This window comes from uncultured Roseobacter sp. (genome assembly GCF_947492555.1).
Lineage (GTDB): Bacteria > Pseudomonadota > Alphaproteobacteria > Rhodobacterales > Rhodobacteraceae > Roseobacter.
Genome location: NZ_CANLNE010000003.1, coordinates 568,968 through 584,158, shown reverse-complemented (window position 1 = coordinate 584,158; position 15,191 = coordinate 568,968). Strand labels below are relative to the sequence as shown.

The following is a 15,191-nucleotide window of genomic DNA, read 5'->3' as shown; positions in this document are numbered from 1 at the left end:
CGGCGTGCAACGATCAGATCGAACACCTGTCGACGAAAAGAAAAAACGGGGCGCCGAAGCACCCCGTTGAGTTTCGCCGTTCAGGCTCAATATGTTAACCGCTCGGTATTTTTCTGCCTGCGGCCTGAACGTCGTCGGGGGCGAGCGCACCCGCCCCTTGTACGCGCGGGTTTTCATAGAAAACCCGCCGGGTTGGATAGAGCGGGTTTCGCAGAAACCTGCGGAGTCCAACTCTGTCCCAATTGAAGAGGCCAAGGTCCCACCCTGCCCGTCCTCAATCTCGTCGGGGTGTGGCCTGCCCGTGGGCAAAACCGCCACCCCTACACGTCCCCCAGGGACGCGTTTGGCTCAGCTACACCCGGACGTGCCGCCGCAGGTGTTGCATTTCATGCAGGTGCCGTTGCGCACCAGCGTGTAGTTGCCGCATTCGCCGCAGGCTTCGCCTTCGTAGCCCTGCATCTTGGCCTTGGTGCGTGCGTCCATCTCGACAGTGCCGGTGCTAACCGCCGTGGTTGCCATGGCCACCGCCACGCTGCCCTCGGAGACCGGGGCAAGCCCGTCGAAAGCAACCGCCTCGTCGGCAAAGCCCTGTGCACCGCCCTGCAGAACCACCAATTCTTGCGGCAGACGCTTGCGCAAATAGCCCGTCGAGCTGATTTGCTTCAGCACCTCAAGGGACTTTGTTGCCGCCGTTTCAGAGAGTTCCGAGACATTGCTCACCCCTTCTTCTTCACCCCGGCCCAGATCGTCGAAGCTGTGCCCCTCCGGCTGAACATGCGCCAGATCGGTGCGGTCGAGGTAGCTGACCGCCAGTTCGCGGAACACGTAGTCGAGGATCGAGGTCGCGTTCTTGATGGTCTCGTTGCCCTGCACCATGCCCGCGGGCTCGAATTTGGTGAAGGTGAAGGCGTCCACGAACTCCTCCAGCGGCACGCCGTATTGCAGACCCACGGAGACCGCGATGGCGAAGTTGTTCATCATCGCCCGGAAGCCCGCGCCTTCCTTGTGCATGTCAATGAAGATCTCGCCGAGGTTGCCGTCTTCGTACTCGCCGGTGCGCAAATAGACCTTGTGCCCACCAACGATGGCCTTTTGGGTATAGCCCTTGCGGCGTTGCGGCATCTTCTCGCGGTGGGATTTGACGATCTCCTTGACCACGACCTTTTCGACGATCTTCTCGGCCAGCACGACCGCCTTTTCCTGCTGCGAGCCGCTTTCCAGCACCTCCTGCGCGTCGTCGTCATCCTCGACCAAGGCTGCCGCCAGCGGTTGCGAGAGTTTCGAGCCATCGCGGTAGAGTGCGTTGGCCTTCACCCCCAGTGACCAGCTGAGTTCATAGGCCTTCTGGCAGTCCTCGATGGTCGCGTCATTCGGCATGTTGATCGTCTTGGAGATCGCGCCCGAGATGAAGCTCTGTGCCGCCGCCATCATGGTGATGTGACTGTTCACAGAGAGGAACCGCTTGCCTTTCTTGCCGCAGGGGTTGGCGCAATCGAAGATCGACAGATGCTCATCCTTGAGGAAGGGCGCGCCTTCGAGCGTCATGGTCCCGCAGACATGATCGTTGGCCGCCTCGATATCCTTCTTGCTAAAGCCCAGGTGCTTGAGCAGATCGAAGGTCGGATCGTTCAGTTTTTCAGCAGGGATGCCAAGCACTTGCGTGCAGAACTCTTCGCCGAGGGTCCACTGATTGAAGACAAACCGGATGTCGAAGGCCGAGGCCAGTGCCGCATCCACCTTGGCCAACTCATTGGCACCAAACCCGTGGCCCGCAAGCGACGTGTGATTGATGCCCGGCGCGTTGCCGATGGTGCCGTGACCGACCGCGTAGGAGACGATCTCCTCGATCTGCGCGGAGCCATACCCGAGCTTTTCAAGGGCAGCAGGCACCGACTGGTTGATGATCTTGAAATAGCCACCACCGGCCAGCTTTTTGAATTTCACCAGGGCGAAATCGGGTTCGATCCCCGTCGTGTCGCAGTCCATGACCAACCCGATGGTGCCGGTGGGTGCGATCACGGAGACCTGCGCGTTGCGGTAGCCGTGCTTTTCGCCCAGCTCCAGCGCCTGATCCCAGGCGCCGCGCGCCACCTCGATCAACCGATCATCGGGGCAGTTCTTGTAGTCGAGCGGCACCGGCATGACGGAGAGGTCTTCGTAGCCGCCGACCTTGCCGTTCGCCGCGTTGCGGTGGTTACGGATCACCCGCAGCATGTGCTGCGCGTTCTTGGCATAGCCCGGGAAAGCGCCCAACTCGCCCGCCATTTCGGCGGAGGTGGCATAGCTCACCCCGGTCATGATCGCGGTCAGTGCCCCGCAAAGGCTGCGGCCCTCGTCACTGTCATAGGAGTAGCCCATGTTCATCAGCAGACCGCCGATGTTCGCATAACCCAGACCCAGTGTGCGGAAGTCGTAAGACCGCTGCGCGATCTCCTTCGACGGGAACTGCGCCATCATCACAGAGATTTCGAGCGTCACGGTCCACAGCCGCGTAGCGTGCATATAGTCTTCGACCTGAAATTCGCCGTCCTTGAGGAAGGTCAGCAGGTTCATCGAAGCAAGGTTACAGGCCGTGTCGTCGAGGAACATGTATTCCGAGCAGGGGTTCGATCCGCGGATCGCCCCATCTTCCGGGCAGGTGTGCCAGTCGTTCACGGTGTCGTGGTACTGGATGCCCGGATCAGCACAAGCCCAGGCCGCGTGGCCGATCTGTTCCCAGAGTTCGCGGGCTTTCACAGTCTCGGTGACCTTGCCGTCCACACGGTTGATCAGCTCCCAATCGGCGTCCTTTTCAACGGCGGTCAGGAAGGCGTTTGTGACGCGGATGGAGTTGTTGGAGTTCTGGCCGGAGACAGAATTGTACGCCTCGCTATCCCAGTCGGTATCGTATGTCGGGAACTCAATCGAGGTGTGGCCCTGCTTGGCATAGTCCAGCACGCGCTTGACGTAAGTCTCTGGGATGGAGACCTTTTTCGCCGCGCGGATCGCTGTTTTCAGCGCGTCATTCTTGGCAGGATCATAGGCGTCGGCTTCCGCACCGTCCCATGTCTTGATCGCCTCAAAGAGACCGTTGAGCTTCTGCTCGTGCATCTTGGAGCCCGCGACGATGCTCGCCACTTTCTGCTCTTCGATGACCTTCCAGTTGATGAAATCCTGGATATCGGGATGGTCCGCATCAACGATCACCATCTTGGCGGCCCGGCGCGTGGTGCCACCCGATTTGATGGCCCCCGCCGCACGGTCACCGATTTTCAGGAAGCCCATCAGCCCGGATGAACGGCCCCCGCCGGACAGGCTCTCTCCCGCAGCCCGCAGGCTGGAGAAGTTGGTGCCCGTACCGGAGCCGTATTTGAACAGACGCGCTTCCCGCACCCACAGGTCCATGATGCCGCCGTCGTTTACGAGGTCGTCCGAGACAGACTGGATGAAGCAGGCATGCGGCTGTGGGTGCTCGTAGGAAGATTTGGATTTGGTCAGTTTGCCGGATTTGTAATCGACATAGTGGTGACCCTGGGCCGGGCCGTCGATGCCATAGGCCCAGTGCAGGCCGGTATTGAACCACTGCGGGGAGTTGGGGGCGGCGCGCTGGGAGGCCAGCATGTGGCGCATTTCGTCAAAATAGGCTTTGGCGTCGGTCTCGGAGGAGAAGTAGCCGCCTTTCCAACCCCAGTAGGCCCAGGCGCCTGCCAAACGGTCGAACACCTGTTTGGAGGAGGTCTCGCCGCCCATTTCCGCACCCTCTGCGGGCACCGACCGCCACAAGAATTCAGGTACGCCCTTTTCTTTCACCCGACGGGTTTTCGAGGGGACACCCGCCTTGCGGAAATACTTCTGCGCGATGACGTCGCTGGCCACCTGGCTCCACGAACCGGGCACCTCGACCTCGTCGAGACGAAAAACAACTGTGCCGTCCGGATTGCGGATTTCGGATGCAGTGGTAACGAAATCAAGCTCCGCGTATGCGTCTTGTCCGTCCTTGGTGAATTTACGTTCGATTTTCATTTTTTCGCTGCCTCATTTCCAGCTATTCCATCTTCAGACCAACGCCGTCATTGCCGCGTTACTCCAGCCCCGTGCCATCGGTCAAAGACACATTTTCCTTGTCCGGAGCGGCCCGTTTCAGCGCTCCGGCCTTGGATCAGATCGATAAAAGTGTCGTCTGTCAGCCCCTGTCCCGTCGATCCGCCCCTGAGCGTTAAACCACTACATGTTGTGGCGTTATCGTCGGCCTCCACAAACTGACGTATCTTGCCCTATCGGGTCAACGATATTTTTAGTTTTTTTTGATCTTTCCTCACTTGACGGAAGCCATGTTTTGGTCTGCCCCGCCACCTGCGCGATTCAACACCTTAACAGCCGGTTAATATCCCCAGCCGGAGGGTTTTGGAGCTTCTTGTTGTTGTACTCTATTTTCCAAATAAATTGGCTGACTTAGTCGCCCAGACTGATGCATGACTTCAAACTGTCCACAGACGACCCGCGTTAACGTTTCAATTGCTGCGACCAGCGCAAGAAGTTTGACCAGCCGTTCTACCTACTCACGAAGTGTTACATTTTTGTGTCGCGGCGCGGTCGTTTTGCAAATCCAGCCTCCCCATATATAGCGAAGCCGGGAGAGGTGATCGAAAAAATCAACTATATGTAGTACGTGCAAGGTCTCTCATTGTTCTGACGGCAATCCTGGTCAGACGGTTCGATCTCGACGTGATTCTGATTTTCAGACCCTGTAAAGACGAGAGATGATCCGCAGCTCAGGAGGATAGTCGATGTGTCCCCAAGATATGCTCACAGCCGCACTGCGTGACTGGGATGGCGCATCCGCCACAGCACTCCGCGCGATTTATCAACAGCACCACACCGAACCCGACTTCACCCCGGCGCTTGTGGCAGCCTGCCAGGCACCAGATACTGAAAGTGCCGCGACATGGCTGATCAAACACCAATGCGAGATTGGTGGAGCGGCGTTCTTGCCCGAGATGTGCGCCACAGTTTACGCGATGTTGCCAAAATTCACCCATTGGGCTGCCCGGTTGCACATCCTTCAATGCGTCGATCACCTGCCGATCCCCCAAACGGTGGCCGATACGGTGCTGAGCTTTGTCACCCACGAGGCCACATCAACACAGAAACTGATCCGCGCATGGTCACTCTACGCCGCTGCACAACTTGCCGTTCAGCATCCCCGGTACCAATCGGACGCGCAGGCTCTGCTGGCCGCGGCAGCGGACCCCGCCCCGACAGGTGCCGTCGCCGTGAGACTGCGCAAAGCAAGGGCGCTGCTGAATGTCTGATCGCGGCGTCGCGGGCGATCTTGCACTGGGCGCACTGGTCTGACACCTGATAGGTGACTAATGCACTCTTCCAAAGGAGATGGATGCGCGATGATCCGTGCTGTCAGAACATACCTGCCGTCTGCCATCATCATGGGCTGCCTGCTTGGCTCCGCCGGTGTCGCCCAGACGCTCACGTGTCAGCATCACACCGAAGGTGCGGACGGGCGGAGCTTTGCGGCAACAATCGAGCTCAACGCTGATGATCCACGCCCGTCGGCCCGCATCACCGCGCTGCAGTTGAGTGCGCCCTGGCCCCTGCCCGACCCCTGCGATTCACCGCTGGGCGAAGACCCTCTCCACCTGGACGCGGTGCGGGACAATGGATTGTGGAAACTGGGGCCGAGCGAGGAAGCAGCTTGCGGGTATACACTCTACATTGAGCTTCAAGGCGCGAACCCGGCGATGCTTGCGCCGCGTCGAAGCTATAAGGTGTTTGGAGAGGTACCTTTTCTTTCCCGTTGCACAGTTCGCGCAGCATCTTAGAAAAAGGTTTCAATGGTCGGAGCGAGAGGATTCGAACCTCCGACCCCCTGTACCCAAAACAGGTGCGCTACCAGGCTGCGCCACGCTCCGACGAAGCACTCTTTAGACGGGGCGTGCGGGTTTGAAAACCCCTAACAGGGCCAACGGGCGTCTGTAGCCAAAAATGTTGGGTGCCGCAGCACGGTGCCGACGGTAATCCCCATCGCTTTCGCCAGCCCGCCGTTTATCTCCAGCACGTGGGTGAGGCCGGAGCCACCGGGAATCGGAGTCTCATCCAGAGGCTGCGCGGAATGATGAATGTTTTGCACCGTCCCGGTCTGGTCGATGAAGATGAGATCCAAAGGAATGAGCGTATTTCGCATCCAGAACGACAGGGTCTGCGGACGATCATAGACAAAAAGCATGCCCGCCGATCCCGGTAGATGTTCCCGGTGCATCAACCCCTGTGCCCGCTCCCGGTCATCATCGGCGACTTCTACGGAAAACCGCGCGTCACCCCAATCGCCCTTCAGATAAACGGTATCGGTGCGGCATGTCTCGGCCACGCCCGCCTGCGCCAAGGCGCACGTCAGCAGCGCGGCGCGCATGATCATGCCTCGGAGGTGTCCAGCGCCGCTTCCCAGGCAAAGACTTCGGCTGCCATGTGGCCACGCTTGCCCTCGATCACGCGCAGCGCCAGCGCTTCGCCCGGGGCAAGATCGGACAGACCGGACCGTCGCAACACTTCCATATGCAGGAAAATATCCTCACGACGTCCGAAGACATTGGCAAAGCCAAATCCCTTGCCCTTGTCGAACCATTTGACGCGCGCAGGCTCCAGGGGAGCAGCGGCCACGATGGACGGATCCAGTGCCGCGATATCGGAGAGCCCCACCGACTCGCCTGCTTGCGGTGGTAAAAGAGCCAGGACCTGTGTCGCCTGAACACCACGTTCCGTGCGCTGTACTTCCAGCTCCACCCGCGCGCCATCGGCAACAGAGCTTTGCCCGAAGTTCCGCAAAACGTTAACGTGCAACAGAATATCCGGACCACCCGCGTCAGAAACAACGAAGCCGAACCCTTTTACCGGATCAAACCATTTAACAAGCCCCGTCACCGGGGAAGATATTTCTTCGGTCTCGCTCACTCGTCTTCTTTCAGTCGTCGTAAGGTCTTCTAACATAGTCTTGCGCGAATTAACTTTCTTCTTTCAAGTTGAAACAAAAAAGTTCAGACGAATTTCTTCGCGTACATCGCAAAAGACCTTCGCACAAGCATCGCGCATCCGTGATTTTCCAAGTCATTCTAGTCACAGTTGAATTCCGCCTCATAAACGACTGAAAAATCAAAACACCCCTGATCTATGCACACAATTATGTGCGCTGACAAACAGTGAATTACTGAGACTGGCGCTTTTTCCGACCAGTCAGGGATTGAGACGCGTGATCGACCAGCTATCGTCGAAAGACGCACGGCGCCAGACGAACCGGTCGTGCAGGCGAAACTCTCCATCCGCCCAGAATTCGATCTCCAGCGGCTTGATCCGGAACCCACCCCAGAACGGCGGGCGTGGCGGGTTTGTGCCCTTGGTCGCGGTGACTTTTGCCACCTCGGCCATCAGCGCGGCACGGCTGGACAACGGGCGGGATTGTCTGGAGGCCCATGCCCCCAGCCTGCTCTTGAGTGACCGCGTGGCGAAGTAGGCATCCGCCTCTTCCGCGTCGCCCCGTTCGACAGCCCCGCGCACCCGCAGCTGGCGGCGCAGGCTTTTCCAGTGCATCACGAAAGCCGCCTTGCCCGCGCTGTCAAGCTCGCCTGCCTTGGCACTTTCGTAGTTGGTGTAAAAGACAAAGGCGTCTGGCTCGATCGCCTTCAGCAAGACCATGCGCACATTCGGCAGGCCGTCTTTGTCCACCGTACTTAGCGCCATCGCGTTGGGGTCATTGGGTTCGGTTTTCCCGGCTTCGTCCAGCCAGCTCTGGGCCAGATCAAACGGGTTGTCGCCCGCGAATTTTCCGCTTCTGCTGTCCATGGCATCCTCACATATCTTTCCCGCAGCAAGTGGCGGAACCAGCGCAAAGGTCAAGGGGGTGCGTCGACCTACCTTGATGGGCCTGCCGCAATCGCCTAAAGGACGGAAAGGACAAAAACACCACATGACAATCGAGGGACCTTTATGGGAAACGATCTTCTGGCGGGCAAGCGCGGGCTCATCATGGGCCTGGCCAATGACAAATCCATCGCCTGGGGGATCGCGAAAGCCTGCGCCGATGCGGGCGCAGAGCTGGCATTCTCCTACCAGGGGGACGCGCTGAAGAAACGCGTCGATCCGTTAGCCGCGCAATTGGGCAGCGACATCGTCCTGCCCTGCGACGTGGGCGACGAGGCGTCGATCGATGCGCTCTTTGACGCGCTCAAGGACCGGTGGGGCAAACTGGATTTCATCGTGCATGCCATCGGATTTTCGGACAAGAACGAGTTGCGCGGGCGCTATGTCGACACCAGCCGCAGCAATTTCGCCCTCTCCATGGATATCTCGGTCTATTCCTTCACCGCCGTGGTGCAGCGCGCCGAGAAGATGATGACCGACGGCGGGTCCTGCCTGACGCTCACCTACTACGGGGCAGAGAAAGTCATGCCGCATTATAATGTGATGGGTGTCGCCAAGGCCGCGCTCGAGGCCTCGGTGCAATATCTGGCCGAGGATCTGGGCAAGGACGGTATCCGCGTGAACGCCATTTCTGCCGGGCCGATCAAGACGCTGGCCGCCAGCGGCATCGGCGATTTCCGCTACATTATGAAGTGGAACGAATACAATTCGCCCCTGCGTCGCAATGTGACCACCGAGGATGTCGGCAAGGCCGCGCTCTTCCTGCTCTCCGATCTCGGCTCCGGCACGACGGGTGAGAACCTGCATGTGGATGCGGGCTATCACGTGGTCGGCATGAAGGCGGTGGATGCACCGGACATGGCCAAGGAATGACCCTCACCGCCCTCGCAGGTCTGGCGCTCTTGCAACTCATGCTCGCGGTGAGCCCCGGTCCCGCGGCGGTGCTCACGATCCGCACGGCGGCAAGCGAGGGGCTGCGCCCCGCCTTGCTGCTGAACCTCGGGCTGACATGTGCCGTACTTGTGTGGGCCGTGGCGGCGCTCGCCGGGCTGTCGCTGGTGTTTGAGCTGATGCCCTGGGTGCAGACGGGCCTGCGCATCGCAGGCGGATTGTTCCTGATCTGGATTGGCATCTCACTCTGGCGCCATGCCGCCGAGCCAATGCCCGAGGCAAGTGAGCTCCCACCAAGCAGCGCTGTCAGGGCCTTTTCGCTGGGGCTCTGGACCAATCTGGCAAATCCCAAAGCGCTCGCCTATTTCGCCGCCGTCTTCACCGGTATCATCCCGCCGGGCATGACGTGGCTGGAGGGGGCCATGATCCTCGCGGTGATCTTCGTGGTCGAAACCGGCTGGTACGCCTGTCTGGCCCTTGTCTTTTCCCGCAGCGGACCGCGACAGCTCTATGCCCGGATCAAGGCGCGTGTTGAACGCTGTTTCGGCGTCGTGCTGGGCCTCTTCGGGGCACGTATCGCAGCGGGGTAGCGCATGACATTTGAAACTCTGATCGCCTTCAACCTCGTGCTGCTCGCAGCGCTCGCCAGCCCGGGCGCCGCCCTGCTCTATGCCATAAAGACCTGCGTAGCCTCCGGGCGCGCCGCAGGGTTTGCCACCGGCATTGGCCTGGGATTTGCCGCAGCCCTCTGGACGCTCGCCGCCCTTCTGGGGCTTGAAGGGCTCTTTCGCCTCTTCCCCTGGACCTACACGGTGCTGAAAGTCGGCGGGGCGCTCTATCTGATCTGGCTCGCGGTCCAGACGTGGCGGCACGCGAAATCTCCCGTTGGCGAAGCAAGCCGTCCACACGGGCGCGCGTTTCTCTCCGGCCTGCTGATCAACGCGGGCAATCCCAAGTCCATGCTGTTTGCGGCCGCCGTGATTGTCGTGGTTTTTCCTCAGGGGCTGGCCGCGACGGAGATCGCTATCATCGTTGCGAACCACTTTGTGCTGGAGGTCTGCTTTTACGGGATCGTTGCCCTGCTACTCTCCAGCGCCCCGGCGCGCCGGGGATACCTCGGCGCGAAACCCGTTCTGGACCGCATTGCCGCGACATTGCTGGGCGCGCTGGGACTGCGCCTGCTGACTGAAAGGAACTGAGATGAGCAAAGATCCAAGCCGCCTGCCCCATGAGAAGGGCTTTCACATCAGCTGGGACCAGATTCACCGTGACAGCCGTGCCTTGGCGTGGCGGCTGGATGGTCACGGACCCGATGATGGTGCGTGGCGCGCGATTGTGGCGATCACCCGTGGCGGCATGGCACCGGCCATGATCGTGGCGCGCGAGCTGGACATTCGCACCGTCGACACGATCTCGATCAAATCCTACGACCACCAGCAGCAGTCCGAGGCCGAGGTGCTGAAGGCCCCGGATGAAGCCTTGATGGGCGACGGCACCGGTATTCTGATCCTCGACGATCTGGTCGACAGCGGCAAAACGCTCGAAGTGGTGCGTGCGCTCTATCCGCAGGCCCATTTTGCAACCGTCTATGCCAAGCCCAAGGGAGAGCCGCAGGTCGATACCTTCATCACCGGGGTGAGCCAGGATACGTGGATTTTCTTCCCTTGGGATATGGCACTGCAATATGTGGAACCCTATCGCGGCACGGAATAACCCGCCAAAAGAGTTTTCTTGCCTTCGGCGAGGATATTTTGAGCCAGAAGAAGCCGGAGCCGCCACATGATCCCGACACGTACCGCCGCCACTTTTGCCCCGCCTGTGATGGAAGCCCGGCGCTGGCTGGAGGGTGTCGCCTTTCCTGCGGACAGGCCGTTGATCAATGTCAGTCAGGCCGCGCCTGTCTATCCGCCGCCCGATGCCTTGCGGCAGGTGATGGCGGAGGTGGCGCTGACGCGGGACGATGCGCATCTCTATGGGCCGGTGCTGGGACTGCCGGAACTGCGCGCCGCACTGGCGCAGGAAACGGGGCGGATTTACGGGGGCGCGGTCTCGACGGATCAGATCGCCATCACGTCGGGCTGCAACCAGGCTTTTGCCGCGGCCATCGCCACGCTTTGTGCCGAGGGCGACGAGGTTATTCTGCCGACCCCGTGGTATTTCAATCACAGGATGTGGCTGGACATGTCCGGCGTGCGGACGGTGCCGCTGAAGACGGATGCAGCACTGCTGCCCGATCCGGAGAGGGCAGAGGCGCTGATCACCTCCCGTACCCGCGCAATTGCCCTGGTGTCGCCCAATAATCCCAGTGGCGTGGAGTATCCTGCTGCGCTGATACGCGCTTTTTACGATCTCGCGCAGCGGCGCGGCATCGCGCTGATCCTCGACGAGACTTACCGCGATTTTCATGCGCAATCGGGCGCGCCGCATGATCTCTTCGAAGATCCGGAGTGGCCCGATACACTGATCCATCTCTATTCCTTTTCCAAGGCCTACCGGCTGACCGGCCACCGCGTGGGTGCCATGGCAACCGGGCAGGCCCGATTGGCCGAGGTCGAGAAATTCCTCGACACCGTGGCCATCTGCCCGGGGCAGATCGGGCAGCACGCGGCCCTATGGGGCATGCAGAACCTCGGTCAATGGCTGGCTGGTGAACGCGCGGAAATCCTGGCGCGCCGGGCAGCGATCACGGATGGTTTCCCGGTTCTCGCGGCACAGGGGTGGGAATTGCTCGGACTGGGCGCTTATTTTGCCTACCTGAAGCATCCCTTTGCAATGAAATCGGACGATCTGGCACGGCATCTGGTGCGCGATCAGAGCATTCTGTGCCTGCCCGGCACGATGTTTTACCCCGAAGATGACGCAGACGGCGCACGCCAATTGCGCATCGCTTTCGCCAATCTGGATGAGGACGGGATCGGCCTACTCTTTGCGCGTCTGGCGGGGATGGACAAGAGCCTGTGAGGCCCCTTGCCCCCCGGGGCGGCTGCGCATAGACAGAGCGGCAAAACGTGACAGGCGCGCCAGCGCAAAGGGGTGATATGGCCAAGGGCTCATCAAGCATTTCAAAAACCGCCGTCTGGATCCTGATGGGTCTGCTCATCCTCGGGCTCGCCGGCTTTGGCGCCACCAGCCTGACCGGCAACATCCGCACGATCGGCACCGTGGGCGATATGCCCGTCTCCGTCGACAACTACGCGCGCCAGCTGCAGCAGGAAATGCAGGCGGTACAGCAACAGACCGGACAGGTCCTGCTCTTTGCTCAGGCGCAACAGATCGGGCTCGACCGCGCGGTGCTGCAGCGGATCATCGACACCCGCGCGCTGGATCATGAGGCCGCGCAGATCGGGCTTTCCATTGGGGATGGCAACCTGCGCGACCGCATTCTGGAGATCGGAGCCTTTCGCGGCATCGATGGCGAGTTCGACCGTGAAGGCTACCGGTTTGCGCTGGAGCAGAGCGGCATTTCCGAGGCGCAGTTCGAAACCCAGCTGCGCGAAGAAGTGGCGCGCACCTTGATGCAGGGCGCGATCCTCAGCGGCGTGGTGATGCCGGATGCCTTTGTCGATACACTGGTCAACTACGTGGGCGAGCAGCGCAGCTTTACCTGGGCGCGGCTTTCTGAGGCTGATCTGGAAACGCCGATCGAGACCCCTGAGGATGCAACCCTGCAAGCACATTACGACGAGAACATCGCTGATTTCACCCTGCCGGAGACCAAGCAGATCACCTATGCGCTGCTGAGCCCGGATGCGATGGTGGATGAGGTGGAGATCGCAGAGGCCGACCTGCGCGAGGCCTATGATCTGCGCAGCGAGGAATTCAATCAGCCTGAGCGCCGTCTCGTGGAACGTCTGGCCTATCTGGATGACGAAAGCGCCAGCACGGCGGCGGCAGCGCTGGAGACCGGCACCGACTTTGAGACGCTGGTGGACAACCGTGGGCTCGCGCTGGCCGACATTGATCTGGGCGATGTGACCCTGGCGGATCTGGGCGCTGCGGGTGAAGGCGTGTTTGCCGCCGAGGTGGGTGCCGTGGTCGGCCCCCTGCCCAGCTCGCTGGGTCCGGCGCTTTTTCGGGTGAACGCGGTGCTGCCGGCGCAGTTCACCTCGTTCGAGGACGCGCAGGCCGTTTTGCGCCCCGAGGTTGCCGCTGATCGTGCCCGCCGTTTGGTGGAGGCGCAGACGGAGAACCTCGATGACCTTCTGGCCGGCGGTTTCACGTTAGAAGAACTGGCCGCAGATACGGACATGGTGCTGAACAAGATCGACTGGAGCACCGAAAGCACCGAGGATATCGCCGCCTATGAGGCGTTCCGGCGCGTGGCGCTGGCGGTGACCGAAGAGGATTTCCCGGAAATCGACCAGCTGGAAGACGGCGGGCTGTTTGCCCTGCGGCTCGATGCGGTATTGCCCCCGCGTCCGGCCCCTTTTGAGGATGTCCGTGAGGAAGTACTGGCGCATTGGCAGGCTACAGAGGTGGAATCGCGCCTCGCGGCTCAGGTCAACGCGCAAATGTCGCAACTGACCGAGGGCACGCCCTTTGCGGAGCTTGGTCTGGATGCGGTGCGGGAAGAAAACCTGCTGCGCAGCGATTTTGTCGGCGGCACCCCGCCCGGTTTCCTGTCAGAGGTCTTCGATATGGCCGTGGGTGATATCTCCGTGCAACCGCATGATGGCGCAATTGTCGTGGTCCGGCTCGACGAGATTTCCGGGCCTTCAGAGGACGAAGACACGGAAACCATACGCGCGCAGCTGGCCGAACAGGCCGATCAGGCGCTGGCGCAGAATGTCTTCGAGATTTTCGGCACCGACGTGACCCGGCGCGCAAATCCTCAGATCAACCCGCAGGCGCTTCAGGCCGTGCACGTGAATTTCCCCTGACCCATGGCGTTGACCCCGGACTTTGAAACCTTCGACGCGGCCTATGCGGAGGGCCGTAATCAGATCGTCTATACGCGGCTGGCCGCAGACCTCGATACGCCCGTCTCCCTGATGCTCAAGCTGACGGGGGCACAAAAGGACGCTTTCGTGCTGGAGTCCGTGACCGGCGGCGAAGTGCGCGGGCGCTATTCCATCATCGGCATGAAGCCTGACCTGATCTGGCGCTGCCGGGGCGAGACCAGCGAGATTAACCGTGCGGCGCGCTATGACGCGGAGGCTTTCACCCCGCAGGACGGCAACCCGATGGATACCCTGCGTGCCCTGCTCGCGGAAAGCCGCATCGACCTGCCAGATGACCTGCCACAGGCTGCCGCCGGGCTCTTTGGCTATCTGGGCTATGACATGGTGCGGCTGGTGGAGCATCTGCCGGATATCAATCCCGATCCGCTGGGCCTGCCCGATGCGGTGATGCTGCGCCCTTCGGTGGTTGCCGTGCTTGACGGGGTCAAAGGCGAGGTTACCGTGGTTTCCCCCGCCTGGGTGTCGGAGGGCCAATCCGCCCGCGCGGCCTATGCGCAGGCCGCTGAACGGGTGATGGACGCGGTGCGCGATCTGGAGCGCGCCATGCCCGTGGCCACCCGCGATCTGGGTGAGGCGGAAGCCCCCGGCGCGCCGGTCAGCAACTTCACCCACGAGGGCTATAAGCAAGCCGTCGAGACCGCCAAGGATTACATCCGTGCAGGCGATATCTTTCAGGTGGTGCCAGCGCAACGCTGGGCACAGGATTTCAAGCAGGACCCCTTTGCGCTCTATCGCTCGTTGCGGCGCACCAACCCCTCGCCCTTCATGTTCTATTTCAACTTTGGCGGCTTTCAGGTCATCGGGGCCAGCCCGGAAATCCTCGTACGCGTCTTTGGCAATGAGGTCACGATCCGCCCGATCGCAGGCACCCGCCCGCGCGGTGCCACGCCGGAAGAGGACAACGCGCTGGAGGCCGATCTGCTGGCCGATCAGAAGGAGCTGGCCGAGCATCTGATGCTGCTCGATCTGGGGCGCAACGATGTCGGTCGCGTGGCCAAGATCGGCACCGTGCGCCCGACCGAAGAGTTCATCGTCGAACGCTACAGCCACGTGATGCACATCGTCTCCAACGTCGTGGGCGAGCTGCAGGACGAGAAGGACGCGCTGGATGCGTTTTTCGCGGGCATGCCTGCGGGCACAGTGTCCGGTGCGCCCAAGGTCCGCGCGATGGAGATCATCGACGAGCTGGAGCCGGAAAAACGCGGGATCTACGGCGGCGGTGTTGGCTATTTCAGCGCAGGCGGCGATATGGACATGTGCATCGCGCTGCGCACGGCGGTGGTGCAGGATCAGACGCTCTACATCCAGGCCGGCGGCGGCGTGGTCTATGACAGCGACCCCGAGGCGGAGTTCCAGGAAACGGTGCATAAATCCAACGCCATCCGCCGCGCTGCCGCAGATGCCGCACGTTTTTCAGGTCAGGGCAACAGCTGA

The 15,191-nt window shown here is 61.0% G+C and carries 13 protein-coding genes and 1 tRNA gene; 9 read left to right on the top strand and 5 right to left on the bottom strand.

All coding sequences use genetic code 11. The annotated features are described in order from the left end of the window. Positions 1 to 348 precede the first annotated feature (348 nt). Positions 349 to 4,002, bottom strand: coding sequence for a vitamin B12-dependent ribonucleotide reductase (locus Q1A07_RS15965; protein WP_299783029.1), 3,654 nt, complete (start codon positions 4,000 to 4,002; stop codon positions 349 to 351). Positions 4,003 to 4,766: 764 nt separating this feature from the next. On the opposite strand from Q1A07_RS15965, the gene Q1A07_RS15960 reads away from it, so the two are divergent. After that, entirely contained in the window at positions 4,767 to 5,291 is a 525-nt protein-coding gene (locus tag Q1A07_RS15960; protein ID WP_299783028.1) for a hypothetical protein, read from the top strand. 90 nt (positions 5,292 to 5,381) lie between these two features. Beyond that, positions 5,382 to 5,816 (top strand): hypothetical protein, encoded by a 435-nt coding sequence (locus Q1A07_RS15955; protein ID WP_299783027.1) that lies wholly within the window; start codon positions 5,382 to 5,384, stop codon positions 5,814 to 5,816. A gap of 13 nt (positions 5,817 to 5,829) precedes the next feature. Here Q1A07_RS15955 and Q1A07_RS15950 read toward each other — a convergent pair. The 4 genes from Q1A07_RS15950 to pdxH all read right to left on the bottom strand — a co-directional run bounded on the left by Q1A07_RS15950 (position 5,830) and on the right by pdxH (position 7,827). Next, positions 5,830 to 5,906: transfer RNA gene (locus Q1A07_RS15950), tRNA-Pro, on the bottom strand. Positions 5,907 to 5,947: 41 nt separating this feature from the next. After that, positions 5,948 to 6,403, bottom strand: coding sequence for a DUF192 domain-containing protein (locus Q1A07_RS15945; protein ID WP_299783553.1), 456 nt, complete (start codon positions 6,401 to 6,403; stop codon positions 5,948 to 5,950). A gap of 2 nt (positions 6,404 to 6,405) precedes the next feature. Next, on the bottom strand, positions 6,406 to 6,942 hold the full coding sequence (locus Q1A07_RS15940) for a cold-shock protein (RefSeq protein ID WP_299783026.1): 537 nt from the start codon (positions 6,940 to 6,942) through the stop codon (positions 6,406 to 6,408). A 279-nt stretch (positions 6,943 to 7,221) separates the two neighbouring features. Next, the gene (pdxH, locus tag Q1A07_RS15935; protein WP_299783025.1) at positions 7,222 to 7,827 is read right to left on the bottom strand and encodes a pyridoxamine 5'-phosphate oxidase; all 606 of its coding nucleotides are present in this window, start codon (positions 7,825 to 7,827) and stop codon (positions 7,222 to 7,224) included. Positions 7,828 to 7,971: 144 nt separating this feature from the next. On the opposite strand from pdxH, the gene fabI reads away from it, so the two are divergent. From fabI to trpE, 7 genes are all read left to right on the top strand, one after another. After that, entirely contained in the window at positions 7,972 to 8,778 is an 807-nt protein-coding gene (gene fabI / locus Q1A07_RS15930; RefSeq protein WP_299783024.1) for an enoyl-ACP reductase FabI, read from the top strand. Continuing rightward, on the top strand, positions 8,775 to 9,386 hold the full coding sequence (locus tag Q1A07_RS15925; RefSeq protein ID WP_299783023.1) for a LysE family transporter: 612 nt from the start codon (positions 8,775 to 8,777) through the stop codon (positions 9,384 to 9,386). The genes fabI and Q1A07_RS15925 overlap by 4 nt, the downstream gene beginning before the upstream one ends. A 3-nt stretch (positions 9,387 to 9,389) precedes the next feature. Next, positions 9,390 to 9,995: a LysE family translocator gene (locus Q1A07_RS15920; protein ID WP_299783022.1), complete on the top strand. Its 606-nt coding sequence runs from the start codon at positions 9,390 to 9,392 to the stop codon at positions 9,993 to 9,995. Position 9,996: 1 nt separating this feature from the next. Next, the gene (gpt, locus tag Q1A07_RS15915) at positions 9,997 to 10,509 is read left to right on the top strand and encodes a xanthine phosphoribosyltransferase (RefSeq protein WP_299783021.1); all 513 of its coding nucleotides are present in this window, start codon (positions 9,997 to 9,999) and stop codon (positions 10,507 to 10,509) included. A gap of 66 nt (positions 10,510 to 10,575) precedes the next feature. Continuing rightward, the gene (locus tag Q1A07_RS15910; RefSeq protein WP_299783020.1) at positions 10,576 to 11,757 is read left to right on the top strand and encodes an aminotransferase; all 1,182 of its coding nucleotides are present in this window, start codon (positions 10,576 to 10,578) and stop codon (positions 11,755 to 11,757) included. A gap of 77 nt (positions 11,758 to 11,834) precedes the next feature. Next, positions 11,835 to 13,676, top strand: coding sequence for a peptidyl-prolyl cis-trans isomerase (locus tag Q1A07_RS15905; RefSeq protein ID WP_299783019.1), 1,842 nt, complete (start codon positions 11,835 to 11,837; stop codon positions 13,674 to 13,676). Positions 13,677 to 13,679: 3 nt separating this feature from the next. After that, a complete protein-coding gene (trpE, locus tag Q1A07_RS15900) occupies positions 13,680 to 15,191 on the top strand; it encodes an anthranilate synthase component I (RefSeq protein ID WP_299783018.1) in 1,512 nt (503 codons plus the stop codon).